The organism is Bacillus sp. FSL L8-0358, assembly GCF_038593095.1.
GTDB lineage: Bacteria > Bacillota > Bacilli > Bacillales > Bacillaceae > Bacillus > Bacillus subtilis.
In genome coordinates, this window is the sequence record NZ_CP151962.1 from 1,629,045 (window position 1) to 1,650,000 (window position 20,956).

21 protein-coding genes are annotated in these 20,956 nt (G+C 45.3%); 20 read left to right on the forward strand and 1 reads right to left on the reverse strand.

The window, feature by feature from the left end; translation table 11 throughout:
• Positions 1–6 precede the first annotated feature (6 nt).
• From NYE49_RS08505 to spoVM, 17 genes are all read left to right on the forward strand, one after another.
• Positions 7–2,679 (forward strand): calcium-translocating P-type ATPase, SERCA-type, encoded by a 2,673-nt coding sequence (locus tag NYE49_RS08505; protein WP_047182593.1) that lies wholly within the window; start codon positions 7–9, stop codon positions 2,677–2,679.
• A gap of 82 nt (positions 2,680–2,761) precedes the next feature.
• Positions 2,762–3,637 (forward strand): YicC/YloC family endoribonuclease, encoded by an 876-nt coding sequence (locus NYE49_RS08510; RefSeq protein WP_009967215.1) that lies wholly within the window; start codon positions 2,762–2,764, stop codon positions 3,635–3,637.
• A 76-nt stretch (positions 3,638–3,713) separates the two neighbouring features.
• Positions 3,714–3,983: an extracellular matrix/biofilm regulator RemA gene (gene remA / locus NYE49_RS08515; protein WP_003154355.1), complete on the forward strand. Its 270-nt coding sequence runs from the start codon at positions 3,714–3,716 to the stop codon at positions 3,981–3,983.
• Between the two features lie 7 nt (positions 3,984–3,990).
• A complete protein-coding gene (gmk, locus tag NYE49_RS08520) occupies positions 3,991–4,605 on the forward strand; it encodes a guanylate kinase (protein WP_003232083.1) in 615 nt (204 codons plus the stop codon).
• A gap of 3 nt (positions 4,606–4,608) precedes the next feature.
• Positions 4,609–4,812 carry a DNA-directed RNA polymerase subunit omega gene (gene rpoZ / locus NYE49_RS08525; protein ID WP_003221520.1) on the forward strand — a complete coding sequence of 68 codons (204 nt, stop codon included), beginning with the start codon at positions 4,609–4,611 and terminating at the stop codon, positions 4,810–4,812.
• An 80-nt stretch (positions 4,813–4,892) separates the two neighbouring features.
• Positions 4,893–6,113 (forward strand): bifunctional phosphopantothenoylcysteine decarboxylase/phosphopantothenate--cysteine ligase CoaBC, encoded by a 1,221-nt coding sequence (gene coaBC / locus NYE49_RS08530; protein ID WP_047182594.1) that lies wholly within the window; start codon positions 4,893–4,895, stop codon positions 6,111–6,113.
• Positions 6,110–8,527, forward strand: a complete 2,418-nt coding sequence (priA, locus tag NYE49_RS08535; protein WP_342410991.1) for a primosomal protein N' — start codon at positions 6,110–6,112, stop codon at positions 8,525–8,527. The genes coaBC and priA overlap by 4 nt, the downstream gene beginning before the upstream one ends.
• A gap of 26 nt (positions 8,528–8,553) precedes the next feature.
• Positions 8,554–9,036, forward strand: a complete 483-nt coding sequence (def, locus tag NYE49_RS08540) for a peptide deformylase (RefSeq protein WP_342410992.1) — start codon at positions 8,554–8,556, stop codon at positions 9,034–9,036.
• A 4-nt stretch (positions 9,037–9,040) separates the two neighbouring features.
• A complete protein-coding gene (gene fmt / locus NYE49_RS08545; protein WP_047182596.1) occupies positions 9,041–9,994 on the forward strand; it encodes a methionyl-tRNA formyltransferase in 954 nt (317 codons plus the stop codon).
• Positions 9,981–11,324, forward strand: a complete 1,344-nt coding sequence (rsmB, locus tag NYE49_RS08550; RefSeq protein ID WP_047182597.1) for a 16S rRNA (cytosine(967)-C(5))-methyltransferase RsmB — start codon at positions 9,981–9,983, stop codon at positions 11,322–11,324. The genes fmt and rsmB overlap by 14 nt, the downstream gene beginning before the upstream one ends.
• Before the next feature lie 3 nt (positions 11,325–11,327).
• Complete coding sequence (rlmN, locus tag NYE49_RS08555) at positions 11,328–12,419, forward strand: 23S rRNA (adenine(2503)-C(2))-methyltransferase RlmN (RefSeq protein ID WP_014476780.1); 1,092 nt, start codon at positions 11,328–11,330, stop codon at positions 12,417–12,419.
• 6 nt (positions 12,420–12,425) lie between these two features.
• Positions 12,426–13,190: a protein-serine/threonine phosphatase PrpC gene (gene prpC, locus NYE49_RS08560; protein ID WP_047182598.1), complete on the forward strand. Its 765-nt coding sequence runs from the start codon at positions 12,426–12,428 to the stop codon at positions 13,188–13,190.
• Positions 13,184–15,130, forward strand: coding sequence for a serine/threonine protein kinase PrkC (prkC, locus tag NYE49_RS08565; RefSeq protein ID WP_047182599.1), 1,947 nt, complete (start codon positions 13,184–13,186; stop codon positions 15,128–15,130). Before prpC ends, prkC begins: the two co-directional genes overlap by 7 nt.
• A gap of 14 nt (positions 15,131–15,144) precedes the next feature.
• A complete protein-coding gene (rsgA, locus tag NYE49_RS08570; protein ID WP_047182600.1) occupies positions 15,145–16,041 on the forward strand; it encodes a ribosome small subunit-dependent GTPase A in 897 nt (298 codons plus the stop codon).
• A gap of 4 nt (positions 16,042–16,045) precedes the next feature.
• Positions 16,046–16,699 carry a ribulose-phosphate 3-epimerase gene (gene rpe / locus NYE49_RS08575; protein ID WP_015383636.1) on the forward strand — a complete coding sequence of 218 codons (654 nt, stop codon included), beginning with the start codon at positions 16,046–16,048 and terminating at the stop codon, positions 16,697–16,699.
• A 72-nt stretch (positions 16,700–16,771) separates the two neighbouring features.
• Positions 16,772–17,416: a thiamine diphosphokinase gene (locus tag NYE49_RS08580; protein WP_047182601.1), complete on the forward strand. Its 645-nt coding sequence runs from the start codon at positions 16,772–16,774 to the stop codon at positions 17,414–17,416.
• Between the two features lie 72 nt (positions 17,417–17,488).
• Positions 17,489–17,569 carry a stage V sporulation protein SpoVM gene (gene spoVM / locus NYE49_RS08585; protein WP_003221545.1) on the forward strand — a complete coding sequence of 27 codons (81 nt, stop codon included), beginning with the start codon at positions 17,489–17,491 and terminating at the stop codon, positions 17,567–17,569.
• A 72-nt stretch (positions 17,570–17,641) separates the two neighbouring features.
• Here the strand turns inward: spoVM and rpmB are convergent, their stop codons facing one another.
• Entirely contained in the window at positions 17,642–17,830 is a 189-nt protein-coding gene (gene rpmB, locus NYE49_RS08590; protein ID WP_003221548.1) for a 50S ribosomal protein L28, read from the reverse strand.
• A 276-nt stretch (positions 17,831–18,106) separates the two neighbouring features.
• Here rpmB and NYE49_RS08595 point away from each other — a divergent pair, with 276 nt between their 5' ends.
• The 3 genes from NYE49_RS08595 (at position 18,107) to sdaAB (ending at position 20,947) form a co-directional block, all read left to right on the forward strand.
• A complete protein-coding gene (locus NYE49_RS08595; RefSeq protein ID WP_003232054.1) occupies positions 18,107–18,469 on the forward strand; it encodes an Asp23/Gls24 family envelope stress response protein in 363 nt (120 codons plus the stop codon).
• A 15-nt stretch (positions 18,470–18,484) separates the two neighbouring features.
• Positions 18,485–20,146, forward strand: coding sequence for a DAK2 domain-containing protein (locus tag NYE49_RS08600; protein ID WP_042975756.1), 1,662 nt, complete (start codon positions 18,485–18,487; stop codon positions 20,144–20,146).
• 138 nt (positions 20,147–20,284) lie between these two features.
• Entirely contained in the window at positions 20,285–20,947 is a 663-nt protein-coding gene (sdaAB, locus tag NYE49_RS08605) for an L-serine ammonia-lyase, iron-sulfur-dependent subunit beta (RefSeq protein ID WP_003232050.1), read from the forward strand.
• The last annotated feature ends 9 nt before the right edge of the window (positions 20,948–20,956 follow it).

Genomic DNA, 20,956 nt, shown 5'->3' on the forward strand with positions numbered 1-20,956 from the left:
AGCGGAATGAAGTTTCATGAAATGGGACAAACAGATTTACTAGAGGCAACCAATACGTCCATGAAACAAGGATTAACAGAAAAAGAGGTAAAAAAACGCCTTGACAAGCATGGACCAAACGAGCTGCAAGAAGGGAAAAAAACTTCAGCGCTTCTCTTGTTTTTCGCGCAGTTCAAAGATTTTATGGTGCTTGTGCTTCTGGCGGCAACGTTAATCTCAGGATTTCTTGGTGAATATGTAGATGCGGTTGCGATTATTGCGATTGTGTTTGTGAATGGCATACTCGGTTTCTTTCAAGAAAGGCGTGCTGAGCAATCTCTTCAGGCTTTAAAAGAGCTTTCAACACCGCATGTCATGGCACTCAGAGAAGGAAGCTGGACAAAGATTCCTTCTAAGGAACTGGTGCCGGGTGATATTGTGAAATTTACGAGCGGGGACAGAATTGGCGCAGACGTTCGAATTGTTGAAGCAAGAAGCCTTGAAATAGAAGAATCAGCGCTGACCGGGGAATCAATCCCGGTTGTGAAGCATGCTGATAAATTGAAAAAACCGGATGTTTCACTTGGCGATATTACCAATATGGCATTTATGGGTACGATTGTGACCCGCGGCAGCGGTGTCGGGATTGTCGTCGGGACAGGAATGAATACGGCTATGGGGAAAATTGCCGACATGCTTGAATCGGCAGGGACATTGTCAACCCCGCTGCAAAGAAGACTGGAGCAGCTCGGGAAGATTTTGATTGTTGTTGCATTGCTTCTGACCGTACTTGTCGTTGCTGTCGGTGTTATTCAGGGGCATGATCTGTACAGTATGTTTTTAGCAGGTGTCTCATTAGCGGTAGCAGCTATTCCGGAGGGACTGCCGGCGATTGTGACAGTGGCGCTTTCGCTTGGTGTACAGCGGATGATTAAACAAAAATCCATTGTTAGAAAGCTTCCTGCTGTTGAAACGCTTGGGTGTGCGTCTATCATTTGTTCAGATAAAACAGGGACAATGACCCAAAACAAAATGACGGTGACACATGTCTGGTCCGGAGGGAAAACATGGAGAGTGGCAGGGGCCGGCTATGAACCGAAAGGAAGCTTCACACTGAACGAAAAAGAGATCAGTGTCAATGAACATAAGCCGCTTCAGCAGATGCTTCTGTTCGGAGCGCTTTGTAACAACTCCAATATTGAGAAAAGAGACGGCGAATATGTGCTTGACGGAGATCCGACAGAGGGAGCGCTGCTCACCGCGGCAAGAAAAGGCGGTTTTTCAAAGGAGTTTGTTGAATCAAACTACCGGGTGATCGAAGAATTTCCGTTTGATTCTGCACGGAAAATGATGACTGTCATCGTAGAGGATCAAGACAGAAAGCGCTATATCATTACAAAAGGTGCACCGGATGTACTGATGCAGCGATCTTCCCGTATTTATTATGACGGCTCAGCGGCTCTTTTTTCAAATGAAAGAAAAGCAGAAACAGAGGCGGTATTAAGACATTTGGCATCACAGGCGCTCAGAACGATAGCGGTCGCCTACAGGCCGATAAAAGCAGGCGAAACACCGTCAATGGAGCAGGCGGAAAAAGATCTGACCATGCTTGGCCTTTCAGGTATCATTGATCCCCCGCGGCCGGAAGTCAGACAGGCGATAAAAGAATGCCGTGAAGCAGGAATTAAGACCGTTATGATAACAGGTGATCATGTAGAAACCGCTAAAGCGATAGCGAAAGACTTGCGCCTCCTTCCGAAAAGCGGCAAAATCATGGACGGCAAGATGCTGAATGAACTTTCTCAAGAAGAGCTTTCTCATGTGGTGGAGGATGTGTATGTATTTGCCCGCGTTTCCCCTGAACATAAACTAAAAATCGTAAAAGCCTATCAGGAGAACGGGCATATTGTGGCGATGACGGGAGACGGCGTCAATGATGCTCCTGCCATTAAACAAGCTGATATCGGCGTCTCTATGGGCATTACCGGGACAGATGTGGCCAAAGAAGCATCATCTCTTGTTCTCGTAGATGATAATTTTGCGACGATTAAATCAGCGATAAAAGAAGGCAGGAACATCTACGAAAATATCAGGAAGTTTATCAGATACCTGTTGGCGTCTAACGTCGGAGAAATCCTTGTCATGCTGTTTGCGATGCTGCTCGCCCTTCCTTTACCGCTCGTTCCGATTCAGATTTTGTGGGTCAACTTGGTGACGGACGGGTTGCCGGCAATGGCGCTCGGCATGGATCAGCCGGAAGGAGACGTCATGAAGCGCAAGCCCCGTCATCCGAAAGAAGGGGTATTTGCCCGCAAGCTAGGATGGAAGGTCGTTTCCAGAGGATTTTTAATCGGAGTTGCCACTATTTTAGCGTTTATCATTGTGTACCACCGCAATCCGGAAAACTTGGCTTATGCCCAGACGATCGCGTTTGCCACATTGGTGCTCGCTCAGCTTATTCACGTGTTTGACTGCCGCAGCGAAACTTCTGTTTTCTCTAGAAATCCGTTTCAAAACCTGTATTTAATCGGCGCGGTATTGTCATCTATTTTGCTGATGCTTGTAGTAATCTACTATCCGCCGCTTCAGCCGATTTTCCATACTGTAGCCATCACGCCGGGGGACTGGATGCTCGTCATCGGTATGTCCGCCATCCCTACTTTTTTGCTGGCGGGGTCACTTTTAACAAGAAAAAAATAAATTCATATGATATAATCTTAGGGGTAATAGCGTGTCTATTGCCCTTTTATTATGAGAACAGGGAAGAATTGGGTGTTTTAAAATGATACGAAGTATGACAGGCTTCGGCAGTGCAAGCAAAACACAAGACGATCTCTCTGTAAGCGTTGAACTTAAATCTGTGAACTACAGATTTAAAGAAGTGAACGCTCGTTTGCCAAGGCCTTTGCTATATTTTGAAGATAAGCTGAAACAGACCATTCTGCAGCATATTCAGCGCGGAAGAATTGAGCTTTTCGTATCCGTTGACAGCGATATGCTTGTTGAGAAAAGGCTTGAAATTGATTGGCCGCTGCTCGATGAGTTTGTCGCAGCCGCGAGAGATATGAAGAAGCGGTATCAATTGTCTGCAGAGCCCGATGTAATGGATTTCTTTAAGCTTGATCATGTCGTCCAGGTTCATGAAGAACAGACGCAAAATGACAAGCTGGAGGCGTTGATCATCGATGCTGCAGAAGAAGCGGTAAAAGGTCTCTGTGAAATGCGTGAAAAAGAGGGGCTGCTCTTAGCGAAAGACTGCCTGATGCATATTGATCAGCTTGAAGAGCTGGTGAGAGAAACTGAATTGCTGGCTGCAGATGTCGTATCTCGTTATCGGGAACGGCTGTACGCCAGAATCAAAGAATGGACTGAAGACGTATTAGACGAGAGCCGGCTTGTAACAGAATGCGCTATTTTTGCAGACCGCTCTGATATCACTGAAGAGATTACAAGGCTGAAGAGCCACTTCGCCCAGTTTCGTGATATATTAGCTAGTGGCGGAGCTGTCGGGCGCAAACTCGACTTTCTTGTTCAGGAGCTCAATCGGGAAGCAAATACGATCGGCTCAAAAGCAAATGATCATCAGATCACAAAGCTTGTCGTTGAAATGAAAAGTTCTATTGAAAAAATAAAAGAACAAGTGCAAAATATAGAATAGTGACTGTGCGTATTGTTTACAGACGGTCTTACTAGGCTAAACTAGAGACGTCTATCTTACAGGGGGAACGTAGAAGATGACGATTAAACTGATTAATATCGGATTTGGCAATATCATCTCCGCCAATCGGATGATTTCGATTGTCAGCCCGGAGTCTGCGCCAATCAAACGGATGATTCAGGATGCAAGAGACCGCGGAATGCTAATTGACGCTACATACGGACGAAGAACCCGTGCAGTTGTCGTCATGGATAGTGATCACATTATCTTATCTGCCGTCCAGCCTGAGACAGTTGCACACAGACTTTCTGTTAAAGAAGAAATTATGGATGAAGGGCAGGGGTAATTGCCGCATGAAAGAAAGAGGGTTATTAATCGTTCTCTCAGGTCCCTCAGGAGTTGGTAAAGGAACGGTTCGACAAGCGATCTTTTCGCAGGAAGACACAAAATTTGAATATTCGATTTCAGTAACCACAAGAAGTCCAAGAGAGGGCGAAGTGAACGGAGTCGATTATTTTTTCAAAACAAGAGACGAATTCGAACAAATGATTGCGGACAACAAGCTGCTTGAATGGGCAGAGTATGTCGGCAATTATTACGGCACGCCCGTCGATTATGTTGAACAGACGCTTCAAGATGGAAAAGACGTCTTTTTAGAAATTGAAGTTCAAGGGGCTCTTCAAGTGAGAAATGCTTTCCCGGAAGGCCTGTTTATTTTCCTTGCGCCTCCAAGCCTTTCTGAACTGAAAAACAGAATCGTGACACGAGGCACAGAAACAGACGCTCTGATTGAAAATCGAATGAAAGCCGCAAAAGCTGAGATCGAAATGATGGATGCTTATGACTATGTCGTTGAAAACGATAATGTCGAAACGGCTTGCGATAAAATCAAAGCAATCGTTCTTGCTGAACATTTGAAGCGTGAACGCGTTGCACCAAGATATAAGAAAATGCTGGAGGTTGAATAATCAATGTTAGATCCGTCAATTGATTCTTTAATGAATAAATTAGATTCAAAATATACGCTGGTGACTGTTTCTGCGAGACGCGCACGTGAAATGCAAATCAAAAAAGACCAAATGATTGAACATACGATTTCACACAAATATGTAGGCAAAGCTTTAGAAGAAATTGATGCAGGCCTGCTTTCGTTTGAAAAGGAAGACCGCGAATAGTAGCACAAGTAGCAACCTATATCATGTAGGTTGTTATTTTTTTCCGTGCGGTTTTGTAAAGTGCAGAGGGGGAGAATTCATTGCTAAACAATCGAAATGTGTTACTTTGCGTGAGCGGAGGCATCGCAGTTTATAAAGCCTGTGCGTTAACGAGCAAGCTGGTTCAGGCAGGAGCAAATGTCAAAGTGATTATGACTGAATCCGCTTGCCGATTCGTTTCACCGCTGACATTTCAGGCATTGAGCCGCCACGAAGTCTATACAGATACATTTAAAGAACAAAATCCAAGCGTTATTTCTCATATTGATGCCGCAGACTGGGCCGACTTGATTATCGTAGCGCCGGCTACGGCTAATGTGATTGGAAAACTGGCAAACGGCATCGCTGATGATATGCTGACGACAACATTGTTGGCAGCAACGGCTCCCGTTTGGATCGCGCCGGCAATGAACGTTCATATGTATGACCACCCGGCAGTCAAACGAAACATTTCTGTTCTTTATCAGGACGGTTATCGTTTTATTGAGCCAAGTGAGGGCTATTTAGCATGCGGTTACGTAGGAAAAGGCAGATTGGAAGAGCCGGAAAACATCGTAAAGCTGGCCGAAAAACATTTTGCTGAAGAAACATCCGCTCCTTTAGAAGGCAAGCATGTGGTCATTACAGCCGGCCCAACGCGGGAAGCGGTTGATCCTGTCCGGTTTTTTACCAATAAATCGACGGGCAAAATGGGCTACGCATTAGCGGAGGTTGCTGTTCAGCTCGGCGCACGGGTAACCTTAATTTCTGGGCCTGTTTCACTTGATCAGCCTAAAGGCCTTGCTGAGTTTATCCCTGTTCAATCGGCTGCGGATATGCGCGAAGCTGTGCTCTCTGTGTATGACGCAAGCGATATAGTCATTAAAACAGCTGCGGTAGCCGATTTTACGCCGAAAACAGTATTTGACCATAAAATGAAAAAACAAGACGGCGGCATGACCTTAGAACTGAAAAGAACAGTCGATATTTTGAAAGAATTGGGCGAGAAAAAGAAAGAGCAGATGTTGGTCGGATTTGCTGCTGAAACACAAGACATTGAACACTATGCACGTAAAAAGCTCGCCGCTAAAAACCTTGATTTGATTGTGGCAAATGATGTGAAGGCAAATGGGGCCGGTTTTGGTGCTGATACGAATATCGTGACAATCTTTTTCAAAGACGGGCATAAACGCGAACTTCCGATCATGTCTAAGCTCGATGTTTCTTTTGAAATCCTTCAGGAGATCGCAGCCCTCTCAAAACAAACCGGAGAGCGCTCATGAATTTTGCCGAAGTCATCGTTGATGTCAGCACCAAAAATATAGACAGGCCTTTTGATTATAAAATCCCAGACCATCTGAAGGGCATGATCAAAACGGGGATGCGGGTCATTGTTCCGTTTGGCCCCCGTAAGATTCAAGGGTTTGTGACAGCAGTCAAAGAAGCATCTGACCTATCGGGAAAATCTGTCAAGGAAGTAGAGGATTTATTAGATCTTACACCTGTTCTGACAGAGGAGCTTATGGATCTGTCATCATGGCTGTCAGACAAAACGCTGTCTTTTAAAATAACGGCGCTTCAAGCAATGCTGCCTGCCGCCTTAAAGGCGAAATATGAAAAAGAATTAAAAATTGCACACGGCGCCGATCTTCCGCCGCAAGTGGAACGGCTGTTTTCTGAAACAAAGACGCTGCTGTATTCAGATATACCCGATCATGATACGCTGAAACTGATTCAAAGGCATGTTCAAAAAGGGGCCATTGACGTGACGTATAAAGTCGCGCAAAAAACCAATAAAAAAATGGTCAGGCATATTCAGGCAAATGCGAGTAAAGAAGAGCTTGCTAAGCAGGCTGAGGGATTGTCCCGACAAGCAGCAAAACAGCAGGCGATTCTTCACTTTCTCATCTCTGAGCCGGAAGGTGTGAAAATTCCTGCGGCGGAATTGTGCAATAGAACGGACACGAGCTCTGCAACCATCAAAACCCTTATCCAAAAAGGGCTTTTGAAGGAAAGCTATGAAGAGGTTTACAGAGATCCCTATCAGGACAAAATGTTCAAAAAAACAGAGCCCCTGCCGCTGACAGACGAACAGAGGGCTGCCTTCGAGCCTATACGCGAGACATTGGACAGCGATGAGCATAAAGTGTTCCTCCTTCACGGCGTGACAGGAAGCGGAAAAACGGAAATTTATCTGCAATCAATTGAAAAAGTACTGGCGAAAGGAAAAGAAGCCATCGTCCTCGTACCGGAAATATCGCTGACGCCGCAAATGGTCAACCGCTTCAAGGGCCGCTTCGGCTCCCAGGTGGCAGTCATGCACAGCGGTTTATCCACAGGAGAAAAATATGACGAGTGGCGTAAAATCCACCGGAAGGAAGTACGGCTTGTCGTCGGTGCCAGGTCCGCGATTTTTGCTCCGTTTGAAAATCTCGGAATGATAATCATCGATGAAGAGCACGAGTCTTCCTATAAACAGGAAGAAATGCCGCGCTATCATGCGAAAGAGGTGGCAATCAAGCGGGCTGAGCATCACAGCTGCCCGGTTGTACTGGGGAGTGCTACGCCGACATTAGAGTCGTATGCAAGAGCGCAAAAGGGCGTATACGAGCTTCTTTCACTGAAGCACCGTGTTAACCATCGGGTGATGCCTGAGGTTTCGCTTGTCGATATGAGAGAGGAGCTTAGAAACGGCAATCGCTCGATGTTTTCAGTTGAATTGATGGAAAAGCTTGAAGAAACGATTGCCAAGGGTGAGCAGGCGGTGCTGTTTTTAAATAAGAGGGGCTATTCTTCCTTTGTGATGTGCAGGGATTGCGGCTATGTCCCGCAATGCCCGCACTGCGACATTTCCATGACGTATCATCGTTACGGCCAAAGGCTGAAATGCCATTATTGCGGACATGAAGAGCCTGTTCCGCACACTTGTCCTGAATGCGCAAGCGAGCATATCCGCTTTTTCGGAACGGGAACACAGCGAGTGGAGGAAGAGCTGACAAAAGTGCTGCCAAGTGCGAGAGTGATTCGGATGGATGTTGACACGACATCACGGAAAGGCGCCCATGAAAAATTACTGTCAGCTTTCGGAGAAGGAAAAGCGGATATTCTTCTCGGAACGCAAATGATCGCGAAAGGGCTTGATTTTCCGAATGTCACGCTTGTCGGAGTGTTAAGTGCTGATACAACACTTCATATTCCTGATTTCAGATCGGCTGAAAAAACATTTCAGCTGTTAACGCAAGTCAGCGGCCGGGCAGGCAGGCATGAAAAGCCCGGCCATGTCATCATTCAAACGTATACACCGTCTCATTACAGTATCCAGCTGACGAAAACACACGATTATGAAACGTTCTATCAGCATGAAATGGCGCACAGGAGAGAGCAATCCTATCCGCCATACTACTATTTGGCTCTTGTGACTGTTTCTCATGAGGAAGTGGCGAAAGCAGCGGTTACAGCTGAAAAGATTGCTCATTTTTTGAAAGCAAACTGCGGAACTGACACGAAAATTCTCGGACCAAGCGCGTCGCCGATAGCCAGGATCAAAGATAGATATCGCTATCAATGCGTGATAAAATACAAACAGGAAACCCAGTTATCCGCTTTATTGAAGAAGATACTGGAACATTATAAACGCGAAATTGAACAAAAACATGTAATGATTTCAATTGATATGAATCCTTATATGATGATGTAAGATCTCACGTCTTGGAGGGTAACAAATTGGCAGTAAAAAAGGTCGTCACACATCCTGCGGAGGTTTTGGAAACACCTGCGGAAACCGTGACTGTTTTTGATAAAAAGCTAAAAAAACTGCTTGATGATATGTACGACACCATGCTTGAAATGGATGGTGTCGGACTGGCAGCGCCGCAAATCGGCATTTTAAAAAGAGCGGCCGTTGTAGACATCGGGGATGACAGAGGGAGAATTGATCTCGTTAATCCTGAAATTTTAGAAAAAAGCGGCGAGCAAACCGGAATTGAAGGATGCTTGAGCTTTCCTGGCGTCTATGGTGATGTCACACGTGCCGATTATGTCAAAGTGCGTGCGTTTAACCGTCAGGGAAAACGGTTCATTCTGGAAGCGCGAGGCTTTTTAGCAAGAGCCGTGCAGCATGAAATGGACCACTTAGACGGTGTGCTGTTTACATCTAAAATAAGTAAATACTATACAGAAGATGAACTAGCGGATATGGAAGGATGATTTGATGACGAGAATCGTATTTATGGGAACGCCGGATTTTTCAGTTCCTGTTTTAAGAACCCTGATTGAGGACGGATATGAAGTAGTGGGGGTCGTCACACAGCCGGACCGTCCGAAGGGCAGAAAAAAAGTACTGACACCTCCTCCGGTCAAGGAAGAGGCATTGCGCCACGGCATCCCGGTTCTTCAGCCGGAAAAAGTTAGATTGACAGAAGAAATTGAGAAAGTGCTGGCATTAAAGCCTGACCTGATTGTAACGGCGGCATTCGGACAAATTTTGCCTAAAGAGCTTCTCGACAGTCCAAAATACGGCTGCATTAACGTTCACGCATCCCTTTTGCCGGAACTGCGCGGCGGTGCTCCGATCCATTATTCCATTCTGCAGGGAAAGAAGAAAACCGGGGTTACCATTATGTATATGGTAGAAAAATTGGATGCCGGAGACATGATCTCAAAAGTGGAAGTGGATATTGAAGAAACCGACAATGTCGGAACACTGCACGATAAATTAAGCGTTGCTGGCGCGAAGCTATTGTCTGAAACGGTTCCAAACGTCATTGCCGGCAGCATTTCACCTGAAAAGCAGGATGAAGAGAAAGCGACGTACGCGCCTAATATCAAAAGAGAGCAAGAGCTGCTCGACTGGTCCAGAACGGGCGAAGAGCTTTACAACCAGGTCCGCGGCTTAAATCCTTGGCCTGTTGCCTATACGACGCTTAATGGACAAAACTTGAAAGTGTGGGAATCGAAAAAAACACCCGCACCAACAACAGCTGAGCCAGGCACAGTCGTTGCGGTTGAAAAGGAAGGGATTATCGTTGCCACAGGTAACGAGACGGCCCTGTTATTAACCGAACTCCAGCCGGCAGGCAAAAAACGAATGAAAGGCGAAGACTTTGTGCGAGGCGCTCATGTTGAAGCCGGTGATGTGTTAGGAGTAAACAATGAAAAAAACTAGTGTTCGTGACATCGCCCTTGAGGCGCTGATCAAATTAGAACAAAACCAGGCATACAGCAACCTGCTGCTGAAATCGGTCATTAAATCAAATGAACTGAGTGATCAGGACAGAGGGCTTTTGACTGAACTTGTCTATGGTACATTACAAAATAAGATCGCGCTTGATTATATGCTTAAACCGTTTATCAATAAGCCTCAAAAGGTAAAGCCGTGGGTGATTCAGCTTCTTCGCCTATCCTTATATCAAATGGAGTATTTAGAGAAGATTCCAGACAGGGCAGCCATCCATGAAGCGGTTGAGATTGCTAAAATCCGCGGACACAAAGGCATTGCTTCATTTGTCAACGGCGTGCTCCGTTCTATTCAGCGCGAAGGTGTTCCATCCTTTGACGCGATCGAAGATCCTGTACGCCGGCTGGCGACAGAAACAAGCCATCCGGAATGGCTTGTGAAAGAGTGGGCGGATGCGTATGGATTTGAAGCTGCGGAAAAGATTTGCCGCATCCATCTCATTCCGCCGAAGCAGACGCTGCGTGTCAATCAAATGAAAGCAGACAGAGCTGAGCTGCTTGATCAAATGGCTGCTGAGGGAATCGAAGTTGAAAAAGGCGACCTCGCTGAAGATGCTGTGAAGCTCTTAAAGGGAACAATTGCCGGAACTCATTTCTTCCAAAACGGCGAAGTTTCCATCCAGGATGAGAGCTCCATGCTCGTCGCCCGCGCCCTTGATCCTAAGTCAGATGAAACAGTGCTTGACGCGTGTGCGGCGCCTGGCGGAAAGTCGGCTCATATCGCAGAATTAATGAAGAACAAGGGGAGCGTTACGTCGCTTGATCTTCACAAACATAAAGTGAAGCTGATCAAAGAAGCGGCAGACCGGCTTGGCCTGACAATCATTCATGCGGATACAATGGATGCTAGAAAAGCGGGGGAAACGTTTGAAAACGAACAGTTTGACCGAATATTGGTCGATGCCCCGTGCTCAGGTTTCGGTGTTATCAGAAGAAAGCCGGACATGAAATACACGAAAAAGCCTGACGACAGCGCCCGTCTAGCTGAAATCCAGCTGTCGATCTTGAGGGAAATCGCACCATTAGTAAAAAAAGGTGGCACTCTTGTCTACAGTACGTGTACAATGGACCGGACAGAAAATGATGAAGTAATACATGCGTTTATACAAGAACATCCTGATTTTGAACCCGATTTGTCTCTTGAAAAGCGGCTGCCTGAAAAGGTGAGACCCTTTGTTCGGGATGGAAGGCTTCAAATCCTTCCTCATTATTTCGGAACAGATGGTTTCTTTATTTGCAGCATGAGAAAGAAGGGATAAGCAATGGCAGAACTTAATAAAACAAAAGTAAGAAAAGAATTGCGGACAGAGCGTCCGTCTATTTATTCTTTTGAATTAGATGAAATTAAACAATGGCTGACAGACAACGGAGAGAAACCGTTCCGTGCGGCTCAGATCTTTGAATGGCTATATGAAAAACGCGTATCTTCTTTTGAAGAAATGACAAACCTCTCAAAGGATCTGCGTGAGAAATTAAACACTCACTTTGTGTTAACAACGCTGAAAACGGCTGTTAAACAAACCTCTCAAGACGGTACGATGAAGTTTTTGTTTGAGCTTCATGACGGTTATACCATCGAAACCGTTTTAATGAGACACGAGTATGGCAATTCTGTATGTGTAACGACACAAGTCGGCTGCCGTATTGGCTGCACATTTTGCGCGTCAACGCTTGGAGGCTTAAAACGAAACCTTGAAGCGGGAGAAATTGTCGCTCAAGTAGTCAAAGTGCAAAAAGCTCTTGATGAAACGGATGAACGCGTCAGCTCTGTCGTGATCATGGGAATCGGCGAACCTTTTGATAACTTTAACGAAATGCTCGCTTTCTTGAAAATCATTAACCATGACAAGGGCCTGAATATCGGTGCTCGCCATATTACGGTCTCTACGAGTGGAATCATCCCGAAAATTTACGAATTTGCTGATCAGCAAATGCAGATTAACTTTGCAATTTCTCTGCACGCGCCGAACACAGAAATCAGAAGCCGTTTGATGCCGATTAACAGAGCATATAAACTGCCTGATCTAATGGAAGCCGTTAAATATTATATTAATAAAACAGGACGCCGTATCAGCTTTGAATACGGGCTGTTCGGAGGCGTAAACGACCAGGTGGAACACGCCGAAGAGCTTGCCGACTTGCTGGAAGGAGTCAAATGCCACGTGAACTTGATTCCGGTAAACTACGTGCCTGAACGGGACTATGTGCGCACACCGCGTGATCAGATTTTTGCTTTTGAAAAAACGCTGAAATCCCGCGGAGTAAATGTCACAATCCGAAGAGAGCAAGGACATGACATTGACGCAGCCTGCGGTCAGCTTCGCGCGAAGGAGCGTCAAGACGAGACGAGGTGATGAGGGTTGTTAACAGCCTTAAAAACAGATACAGGAAAAATCCGCCAGCATAATGAAGATGATGCGGGGATATTCAAGGGGAAAGATGAATTTGTATTAGCGGTTGTCGCTGATGGCATGGGCGGCCATCTTGCTGGAGATGTTGCGAGCAAGATGGCTGTGAAAGCCATGGGGGAGAAATGGAATGAAGCAGAGACGATTCCAACTGCGCCCTCGGAATGTGAAAAATGGCTCATTGAACAGATTCTTTCGGTAAACAGCAAAATATACGATCACGCTCAAGCCCACGAAGAATGCCAAGGCATGGGTACGACGATTGTATGTGCGCTTTTTACGGGAAAAACGGTTTCTATTGCCCATATCGGAGACAGCAGATGCTATTTGCTTCAGGACGATGATTTCGTTCAAGTGACAGAAGACCATTCGCTTGTAAATGAACTGGTTCGCACTGGAGAGATTTCCAGAGAAGACGCTGAACATCATCCGCGAAAAAATGTGTTGACGAAGGCGCTTGGAACAGACCAGTCAGTCAGCATTGACACCCGTTCCTTTGATATAGAACCCGGAGACAAACTGCTTCTATGTTCTGACGGACTGACGAATAAAGTGGAAGGCACTGAGTTAAAAGACATCCTGCAAAGCGATTCAGCTCCTCAGGAAAAAGTAAACCTGCTTGTGGACAAAGCCAACCAGAATGGCGGGGAAGACAACATTACAGCAGTTTTGCTTGAGCTTGCTTTACATGTTGAAGAGGGTGAAGATCAGTGCTAATCGGCAAGCGGATCAGCGGGCGTTACCAAATTCTCCGCGTTATAGGCGGCGGGGGAATGGCCAACGTGTATTTAGCTGAGGATATCATTCTAGACCGTGAAGTCGCAATTAAAATCCTGCGGTTTGACTATGCAAATGACAATGAATTTATCAGACGTTTCCGCAGAGAAGCCCAATCCGCATCAAGCCTCGATCACCCGAATATTGTCAGCATTTACGATTTGGGCGAGGAAGATGATATTTATTATATTGTCATGGAATACGTTGAAGGCATGACGCTTAAAGAATACATAACAGCAAATGGGCCGCTTCACCCTAAAGAAGCGCTGAACATCATGGAGCAAATTGTCTCAGCCATCGCTCATGCCCATCAAAACCAGATTGTTCACAGAGACATCAAGCCGCATAACATTTTGATTGATCATATGGGAAATATCAAAGTAACGGATTTTGGAATTGCGACGGCACTAAGTTCGACCACAATCACCCATACCAATTCAGTTCTGGGCTCGGTCCATTACTTATCACCTGAACAGGCCCGGGGCGGCTTAGCCACAAAAAAATCGGATATTTATGCGCTTGGAATCGTTCTATTTGAGCTTTTAACCGGCCGTATTCCGTTTGATGGAGAGTCAGCAGTCAGCATCGCCTTGAAGCATCTTCAAGCGGAAACTCCTTCGACAAAAAGGTGGAATCCATCAGTCCCCCAAAGCGTTGAAAACATCATACTCAAGGCAACTGCCAAAGATCCTTTTCATCGCTATGAAACGGCTGAAGACATGGACGCAGACATAAAAACAGCTTTTGATGCCGACAGACTCAATGAAAAGAGATTTACGATTCAAGAAGATGAAGAAATGACAAAAGCGATACCTATCATTAAAGATGAAGAACTCGCTAAAGCTGCTGGCGAAAAAGAAGCTGAAGTGACAAACGCACAAGAAAACAAAACAAAGAAGAACGGCAAAAGAAAAAAGTGGCCGTGGGTTTTGCTCACGATATGCCTCGTTTTTATCACAGCTGGAATTCTTGCGGTCACTGTTTTTCCATCGCTTTTCATGCCTAAGGATGTCAAAATACCTGATGTCTCCGGAATGGAATACGAAAAAGCCGCAGGGCTCTTGGAAAAAGAAGGTTTACAGGTTGATTCCGAGGTGTTGGAAATCTCAGATGAAAAAATTGAAGAGGGCCTGATGGTAAAAACGGACCCTAAAGCGGATACCACAGTCAAAGAAGGCGCCACGGTCACCCTTTATAAGAGCACCGGAAAAGCAAAAACGGAGATCGGTGATGTGACAGGCCAAACGGTCGACCAGGCAAAAAAAGCGTTGAAGGACCAAGGGTTTAAACATGTAACGGTAAATGAAGTGAATGACGAGAAAAATGCGGGCACTGTCATTGACCAAAACCCTTCAGCAGGGACTGAGCTTGTCCCGAGTGAAGATCAAGTCAAACTTACAGTCAGTATCGGACCCGAAGACATTACGCTTAGAGACTTGAAAACCTACAGTAAAGAAGCAGCGTCTGGATATCTGGAAGACAACGGATTGAAGCTTGTAGAAAAAGAAGCATACTCAGATGATGTTCCAGAAGGACAGGTTGTCAAACAAAAACCAGCAGCAGGTACGGCAGTAAAGCCGGGAAACGAAGTTGAAGTGACATTCTCTCTCGGACCAGAGAAAAAACCTGCGAAAACAGTGAAAGAAAAGGTCAAGATCCCCTACGAACCAGAAAATGAAGGGGACGAGCTTCAAGTGCAAATCGCGGTTGACGATGCGGATCACAGCATCTCTGACACTTACGAAGAATTTAAGATAAAAGAGCCGACTGAACGAACGATCGAACTAAAGATTGAACCCGGCCAAAAAGGGTACTATCAAGTAATGGTAAACAATAAAGTTGTCAGCTACAAAACCATTGAGTATCCGAAAGATGAATAACAAGGAGGGAAAATATGCCTGAGGGCAAAATTATTAAGGCGCTAAGCGGCTTTTACTATGTACTGGATGAATCAGAGGATTCAGATAAAGTAATACAATGCAGAGGAAGAGGCATTTTCAGAAAAAACAAAATTACCCCTCTTGTCGGTGATTACGTTGTGTATCAAGCTGAAAATGACAAAGAAGGATATCTAATGGAAATTAAAGAAAGAACCAACGAGCTTATCAGGCCGCCAATTTGCAACGTTGATCAAGCGGTCCTGGTTTTCTCAGCGGTTCAGCCTTCTTTCAACACGGCATTGCTCGACCGCTTCCTGGTTCTCGTTGAGGCCAACGATATTCAGCCGATTATATGCATTACTAAAATGGATCTGATTGAAGATCAAGATACAGAAGAAACGATACAAGCCTATGCAGAAGACTATCGGAATATTGGTTATGACGTATACCTTACCTCCTCTAAGGACCAAGACAGTTTAGCGGACATCATCCCACATTTTCAGGATAAAACAACGGTATTTGCCGGTCAGTCCGGTGTTGGAAAATCCTCGCTTCTCAACGCGATCAGTCCGGAGCTCGGATTGAGAACAAACGAGATTTCCGAGCATTTGGGCCGCGGGAAACACACAACCCGCCACGTGGAGCTGATTCACACGTCCGGAGGCTTGGTTGCAGATACACCGGGATTCAGCTCGCTTGAATTTACAGACATTGAGGAAGAAGAGCTGGGCTATACCTTCCCTGATATCAGAGAAAAAAGCTCTTCATGCAAATTTAGAGGCTGTTTACATCTGAAAGAGCCGAAGTGTGCGGTGAAACAAGCTGTTGAAGACGGGGAATTAAAGCAGTATCGCTATGACCATTATGTTGAATTTATGACGGAGATAAAAGACAGAAAGCCGAGGTATTAGCATAATGATAAAGGTTGCACCATCTATTCTTTCCGCTGATTTTGCCGCTTTAGGCAATGAGATTAAAGATGTAGAAAAAGGCGGAGCCGATTGTATTCATATTGATGTTATGGACGGCCATTTTGTCCCGAATATCACAATCGGTCCGCTGATTGTAGAAGCAGTCCGGCCGGTAACGGATCTGCCGCTCGATGTCCATTTAATGATAGAAGAGCCGGATCGTTATATCCCGGCTTTTGCGAAAGCAGGCGCAGATATCCTGTCTGTGCATGCTGAGGCATGTCCGCACCTGCACCGTACCATCCAGCTCATTAAAGAGCAAGGAGTGAAGGCCGGAGTAGTTCTAAACCCGCATACCCCTGTACAAGTCATCGAGCATGTTTTCGACGATCTCGATCTTGTTCTTTTAATGACGGTGAACCCGGGCTTCGGCGGGCAGAAATTTATTCATTCAGTCCTTCCTAAAATAAAAGAGGTTAAGCGAATGGCGGATGAAAAAGGAAAAAAAGATCTGTTAATTGAAGTAGACGGCGGCGTCAACAAAGAAACCGCTCCGCTCGTCATTGAAGCGGGCGCAAATTTACTCGTTGCCGGTTCAGCTGTTTATGGCCAGTCTGACCGCAAAAAAGCAATTTCTGAAATCAAAGGAAGTAAATAAGCAGCTTTAGAAAAGAGCTGGGCATACAATAGCCTAAGCTCTTTTTCCTGTATGCAGAGAAAGGAATCAGAGATGAAAAAAATTAATATCGTTGCGGGAGGCCCGAAAAATCTCATTCCCGATCTAACCGGCTATACGGATGAACACACGCTTTGGATCGGTGTTGACAAAGGCACCGTCACTCTCTTAGATGCCGGGATCATTCCTGTTGAAGCCTTCGGAGATTTTGACAGCATAACAGAGCAAGAACGCCGGCGAATAGAAAAAGCCGCTCCCGCCCTTCATGTGTATCAAGCAGAAAAAGATCAAACAGATTTAGACCTCGCCCTTGATTGGGCGCTGGAAAAGCAGCCGGATATTATTCAGATTTTCGGCATTACAGGCGGCAGAGCTGATCATTTTTTAGGAAACATTCAGCTTCTGTATAGAGGTGTAAAAACGAACATAAAAATTAGGCTGATAGACAAACAAAATCATATTCAAATGTTCCCTCCTGGTGAATATGATATTGAGAAGGATGAAAATAAGCGATATATCTCCTTCATACCGTTTTCCGAAGACATACATGAGCTGACCCTGACCGGTTTTAAATATCCTCTAAATAATTGTCATATTACGCTCGGTTCAACACTATGTATTAGTAACGAACTCATTCATTCACGAGGTACTTTTTCGTTTGCAAAAGGCATATTAATAATGATAAGAAGCACGGATTAAGCATGTGCTTTCATTCAATTGCTGAAAACAATGAACAAGGCGGTTACGGGACGTTATAGGAGGGGACAAAAAATGAAATTTTACACCATTAAATTGCCGAAGTTTTTAGGAGGAATTGTCCGGGCGATGCTGGGCTCATTTAGAAAAGATTAATGCCCAGGGGTTCAAAGCCCTCTTTCACCACATAAAAACGCCTGCCACATATCGGGGCAGGCGTTCATTTTGTTATACACGCTCAACTTTACCGGATTTCAAAGCTCGAGCAGATACATATACTTTTTTAGGTTTTCCGTTCACAAGGATACGAACCTTTTGAAGATTCGCGCCCCAAGTGCGCTTAGAAGCGTTCATTGCGTGAGAACGGTTATTCCCAGCTGTTGTTTTTTTACCTGTGATAACGCATTTACGTGCCATTTGTTTCCCTCCTCACTTGCACAAAACATCTACTTTTTAACATTCATATAATCTTAGATGCTTTCGATATGGATACTTTAAATAATTTACCACAGCTAAAAAACGTTTGCAACTATTGTTTCATCATCTTTCAAGAAAATTCACTTGACATCTTGCGGAAACAGCAGCGCTATAGTATATGTAGAGGTACGGCCAGCGATTATTGCCTGGTCTTTTCATAATGGAAACCATATAGTAGAATAGCTGTAACTCTATGCATTCGAAGGAGGAACTAGTGTGTCCATTGAATTAAGAACGAAGTACGGACAGATTGATATATCTAATGAAGTCATCGCGATGGTTGCAGGAGGCGCGGCGGTTGACTGTTACGGCATTGTCGGCATGGCCTCTAAAAACCAGATTAAAGACGGACTGACTGAAATCCTTCGGAAAGAGAATTTCAGCAGGGGTGTCCAAGTTCGCCAAGAAGGAGAACAGATACATATCGACATGTATATCATTGTCAGCTACGGCACGAAAATTTCTGAAGTGGCACATAATGTCCAAACAAAAGTAAAGTACACAGTAAATCAAACCATCGGACTGGCAGTGGATTCTGTCAATATTTATGTCCAAGGCGTACGAGTGACAAACCCGTAGTTAGGAGGAGTAGGATTGTCTATCAGAACATTAAACGGCAGAACCTTTGCCGAGATGATTCTTGCGGGAGCGCAGAATCTGTCTCAAAACGCCAGTGCAGTTGATGCACTGAACGTGTTTCCGGTGCCGGACGGTGATACGGGAACAAATATGAACCTGTCGATGACTTCCGGAGCAAGAGAAGTTGAACAAATGGATACGGATGATATCGGGAAGGTGGGCTCCGCGTTATCTAAAGGGCTGCTCATGGGAGCACGCGGAAATTCAGGAGTTATCCTATCCCAATTGTTCCGCGGATTTAGCAAAAGCATTGAAACGAAAAAAGAAATTAATGCACTTGAGTTTGCCGCTGCGCTGCAAGCAGGTGTAGACATGGCGTATAAAGCTGTCATGAAACCTGTAGAGGGCACCATTTTAACAGTTGCAAAAGACGCTGCAAAAAAAGCAATGATCTTAGCAGAAAAAGAAACCGATATCACTGCGCTGATGACTGCAGTGACAGAAGAAGCAGAGGCGTCTTTAAACCGCACCCCTGAATTGCTACCTGTCCTAAAGGAAGTAGGAGTTGTCGATAGCGGGGGCAAAGGCCTGCTCTGTGTGTATGAAGGTTTCCTTGCTTCATTAAAAGGTGAAACTGTACCTCAGAAAGCAGTTCTTCCGTCACTTGACGACATGGTCAGCGCAGAGCATCACAAGAGCGCGCAAAGCATGATGAATACCGAAGATATTGAATTTGGATTCTGTACCGAAGTGATGGTTAGGCTTGATCAGACAAAAAGAGAATTCGACGAAGGCACGTTCAGGCAAGACCTCAGCCAGTTCGGAGATTCTCTGCTTGTGATTGCGGATGAATCGCTGGCGAAGGTTCATATTCATGCTGAAGAGCCGGGAAACGTGTTAAACTACGCCCAGCATTACGGTGAATTGATCAAAATAAAAATAGAAAATATGAGAGAACAGCATACCTCTATCATCAGTCAAGAAAGCAAACCTGCAGACAACGAAACACCGCCGGCAAAACAGCCGTATGGCATTGTGACTGTGGCGATGGGAGAAGGAATTTCAGACCTGTTCAAAAGCATTGGCGCTTCTGTTGTGATCGAAGGCGGCCAGACCATGAACCCAAGCACTGAGGATATTGTTGATGCCGTGAAGTCTGTAAATGCAGATACGGTATTTATCCTGCCTAACAACTCCAACATTATCATGGCTGCTAACCAAGCGGCGAGTGTAGTGGATGAACAGGTTTTTGTCATTCCTGCTAAAACGGTTCCGCAAGGGATGTCAGCCCTGCTGGCTTTTAACCCGGATCAAGAAGCTGAAGCGAACGAGGCCAATATGCTAAGTGCCATTCAGCAAGTAAAAAGCGGACAGGTGACATTCTCAGTCAGAGATACTCATATTGACGGTAAAGATATTAAAAAAGGCGACTTTATGGGCATTCTGAATGGAACGATTATCGGCACTTCTGAAAATCAGCTGTCAGCCGCGAAAATGCTGCTGTCAGAAATGATCGGAGAAGATGATGAAATCGTGACCATTCTATATGGTGAGGATGCGTCTCAGGAAGAAGCTGAGCAGCTTGAAGCGTTTCTCAGTGAAAAGTACGAGGAGATTGAGGTTGAGATCCACAATGGGAAACAGCCTCTGTATTCGTATATAGTTTCTGCAGAATAGAAGGGCAATTTGCCCTTCTATTCTTATGTCTGCTTTTAAGTGCGGCAGCGCTGTAACGCGCCCGCTTGCCATTTTATATCTGATCAATTAGTCTAGAAGCAAAGCGCTAATAAGCTCTGGTTCATAAGGAGGAATAGCATGAAATACAGAAGCGTTTTTGATATTATCGGCCCGGTTATGATCGGTCCGTCCAGCTCTCATACAGCGGGAGCTGCTAGAATCGGGAGAGTGGCCAGAAGTTTATTTGGCAGAGAGCCTGAGCGCATCATTGTATCTTTTTACGGCTCGTTTGCGGAAACGTATAAGGGCCACGGCACAGATGTCGCGATTATCGGCGGATTGCTTGATTTTGATACATTCGATGAACGGATTAAAACCGCTATACAAATTGCAGAAGCTAAAGGAATTGATATAGAGTTTCGGGTAGAAGACGCAGTCCCGGTCCATCCGAACACAGCAAAAATCACCATTTCTGATGAAAAGGGTGAGCTGGAACTGACGGGTATTTCGATTGGCGGAGGAAAGATTGAAATCACAGAATTGAATGGTTTTGAGCTCCGGCTGTCAGGAAATCATCCGGCCATATTAGTTGTTCATAATGACAAATTTGGCACAATTGCCGGTGTTGCCAATGTTCTGGCGAAATTTTCAATCAACGTAGGACATATGGAAGTAGCCCGGAAAGATATCGGCCAGCTTGCGCTGATGACAATAGAGGTCGATCAAAATATTGACGACCATATTCTCGACGAGCTGTCGAAGCTGCCGAATATTATTCAAGTGACAAAGATTGCTGACTAGCGAAAGGGT

Bases quoted from the DNA above. Each gene is read 5' to 3' on its own strand.
- NYE49_RS08505 (WP_047182593.1), top strand. From the start codon at position 7: ATGAAGTTTCATGAAATGGGACAAACAGATTTACTAGAGGCAACCAAT.
- NYE49_RS08510 (WP_009967215.1), top strand. From the start codon at position 2,762: ATGATACGAAGTATGACAGGCTTCGGCAGTGCAAGCAAAACACAAGAC.
- remA (WP_003154355.1), top strand. From the start codon at position 3,714: ATGACGATTAAACTGATTAATATCGGATTTGGCAATATCATCTCCGCC.
- gmk (WP_003232083.1), top strand. From the start codon at position 3,991: ATGAAAGAAAGAGGGTTATTAATCGTTCTCTCAGGTCCCTCAGGAGTT.
- rpoZ (WP_003221520.1), top strand. From the start codon at position 4,609: ATGTTAGATCCGTCAATTGATTCTTTAATGAATAAATTAGATTCAAAA.
- priA (WP_342410991.1), top strand. From the start codon at position 6,110: ATGAATTTTGCCGAAGTCATCGTTGATGTCAGCACCAAAAATATAGAC.
- fmt (WP_047182596.1), top strand. From the start codon at position 9,041: ATGACGAGAATCGTATTTATGGGAACGCCGGATTTTTCAGTTCCTGTT.
- rsmB (WP_047182597.1), top strand. From the start codon at position 9,981: ATGAAAAAAACTAGTGTTCGTGACATCGCCCTTGAGGCGCTGATCAAA.
- rlmN (WP_014476780.1), top strand. From the start codon at position 11,328: ATGGCAGAACTTAATAAAACAAAAGTAAGAAAAGAATTGCGGACAGAG.
- rsgA (WP_047182600.1), top strand. From the start codon at position 15,145: ATGCCTGAGGGCAAAATTATTAAGGCGCTAAGCGGCTTTTACTATGTA.
- rpe (WP_015383636.1), top strand. From the start codon at position 16,046: ATGATAAAGGTTGCACCATCTATTCTTTCCGCTGATTTTGCCGCTTTA.
- NYE49_RS08580 (WP_047182601.1), top strand. From the start codon at position 16,772: ATGAAAAAAATTAATATCGTTGCGGGAGGCCCGAAAAATCTCATTCCC.
- spoVM (WP_003221545.1), top strand. From the start codon at position 17,489: ATGAAATTTTACACCATTAAATTGCCGAAGTTTTTAGGAGGAATTGTC.
- rpmB (WP_003221548.1), bottom strand. From the start codon at position 17,830: ATGGCACGTAAATGCGTTATCACAGGTAAAAAAACAACAGCTGGGAAT.
- sdaAB (WP_003232050.1), top strand. From the start codon at position 20,285: ATGAAATACAGAAGCGTTTTTGATATTATCGGCCCGGTTATGATCGGT.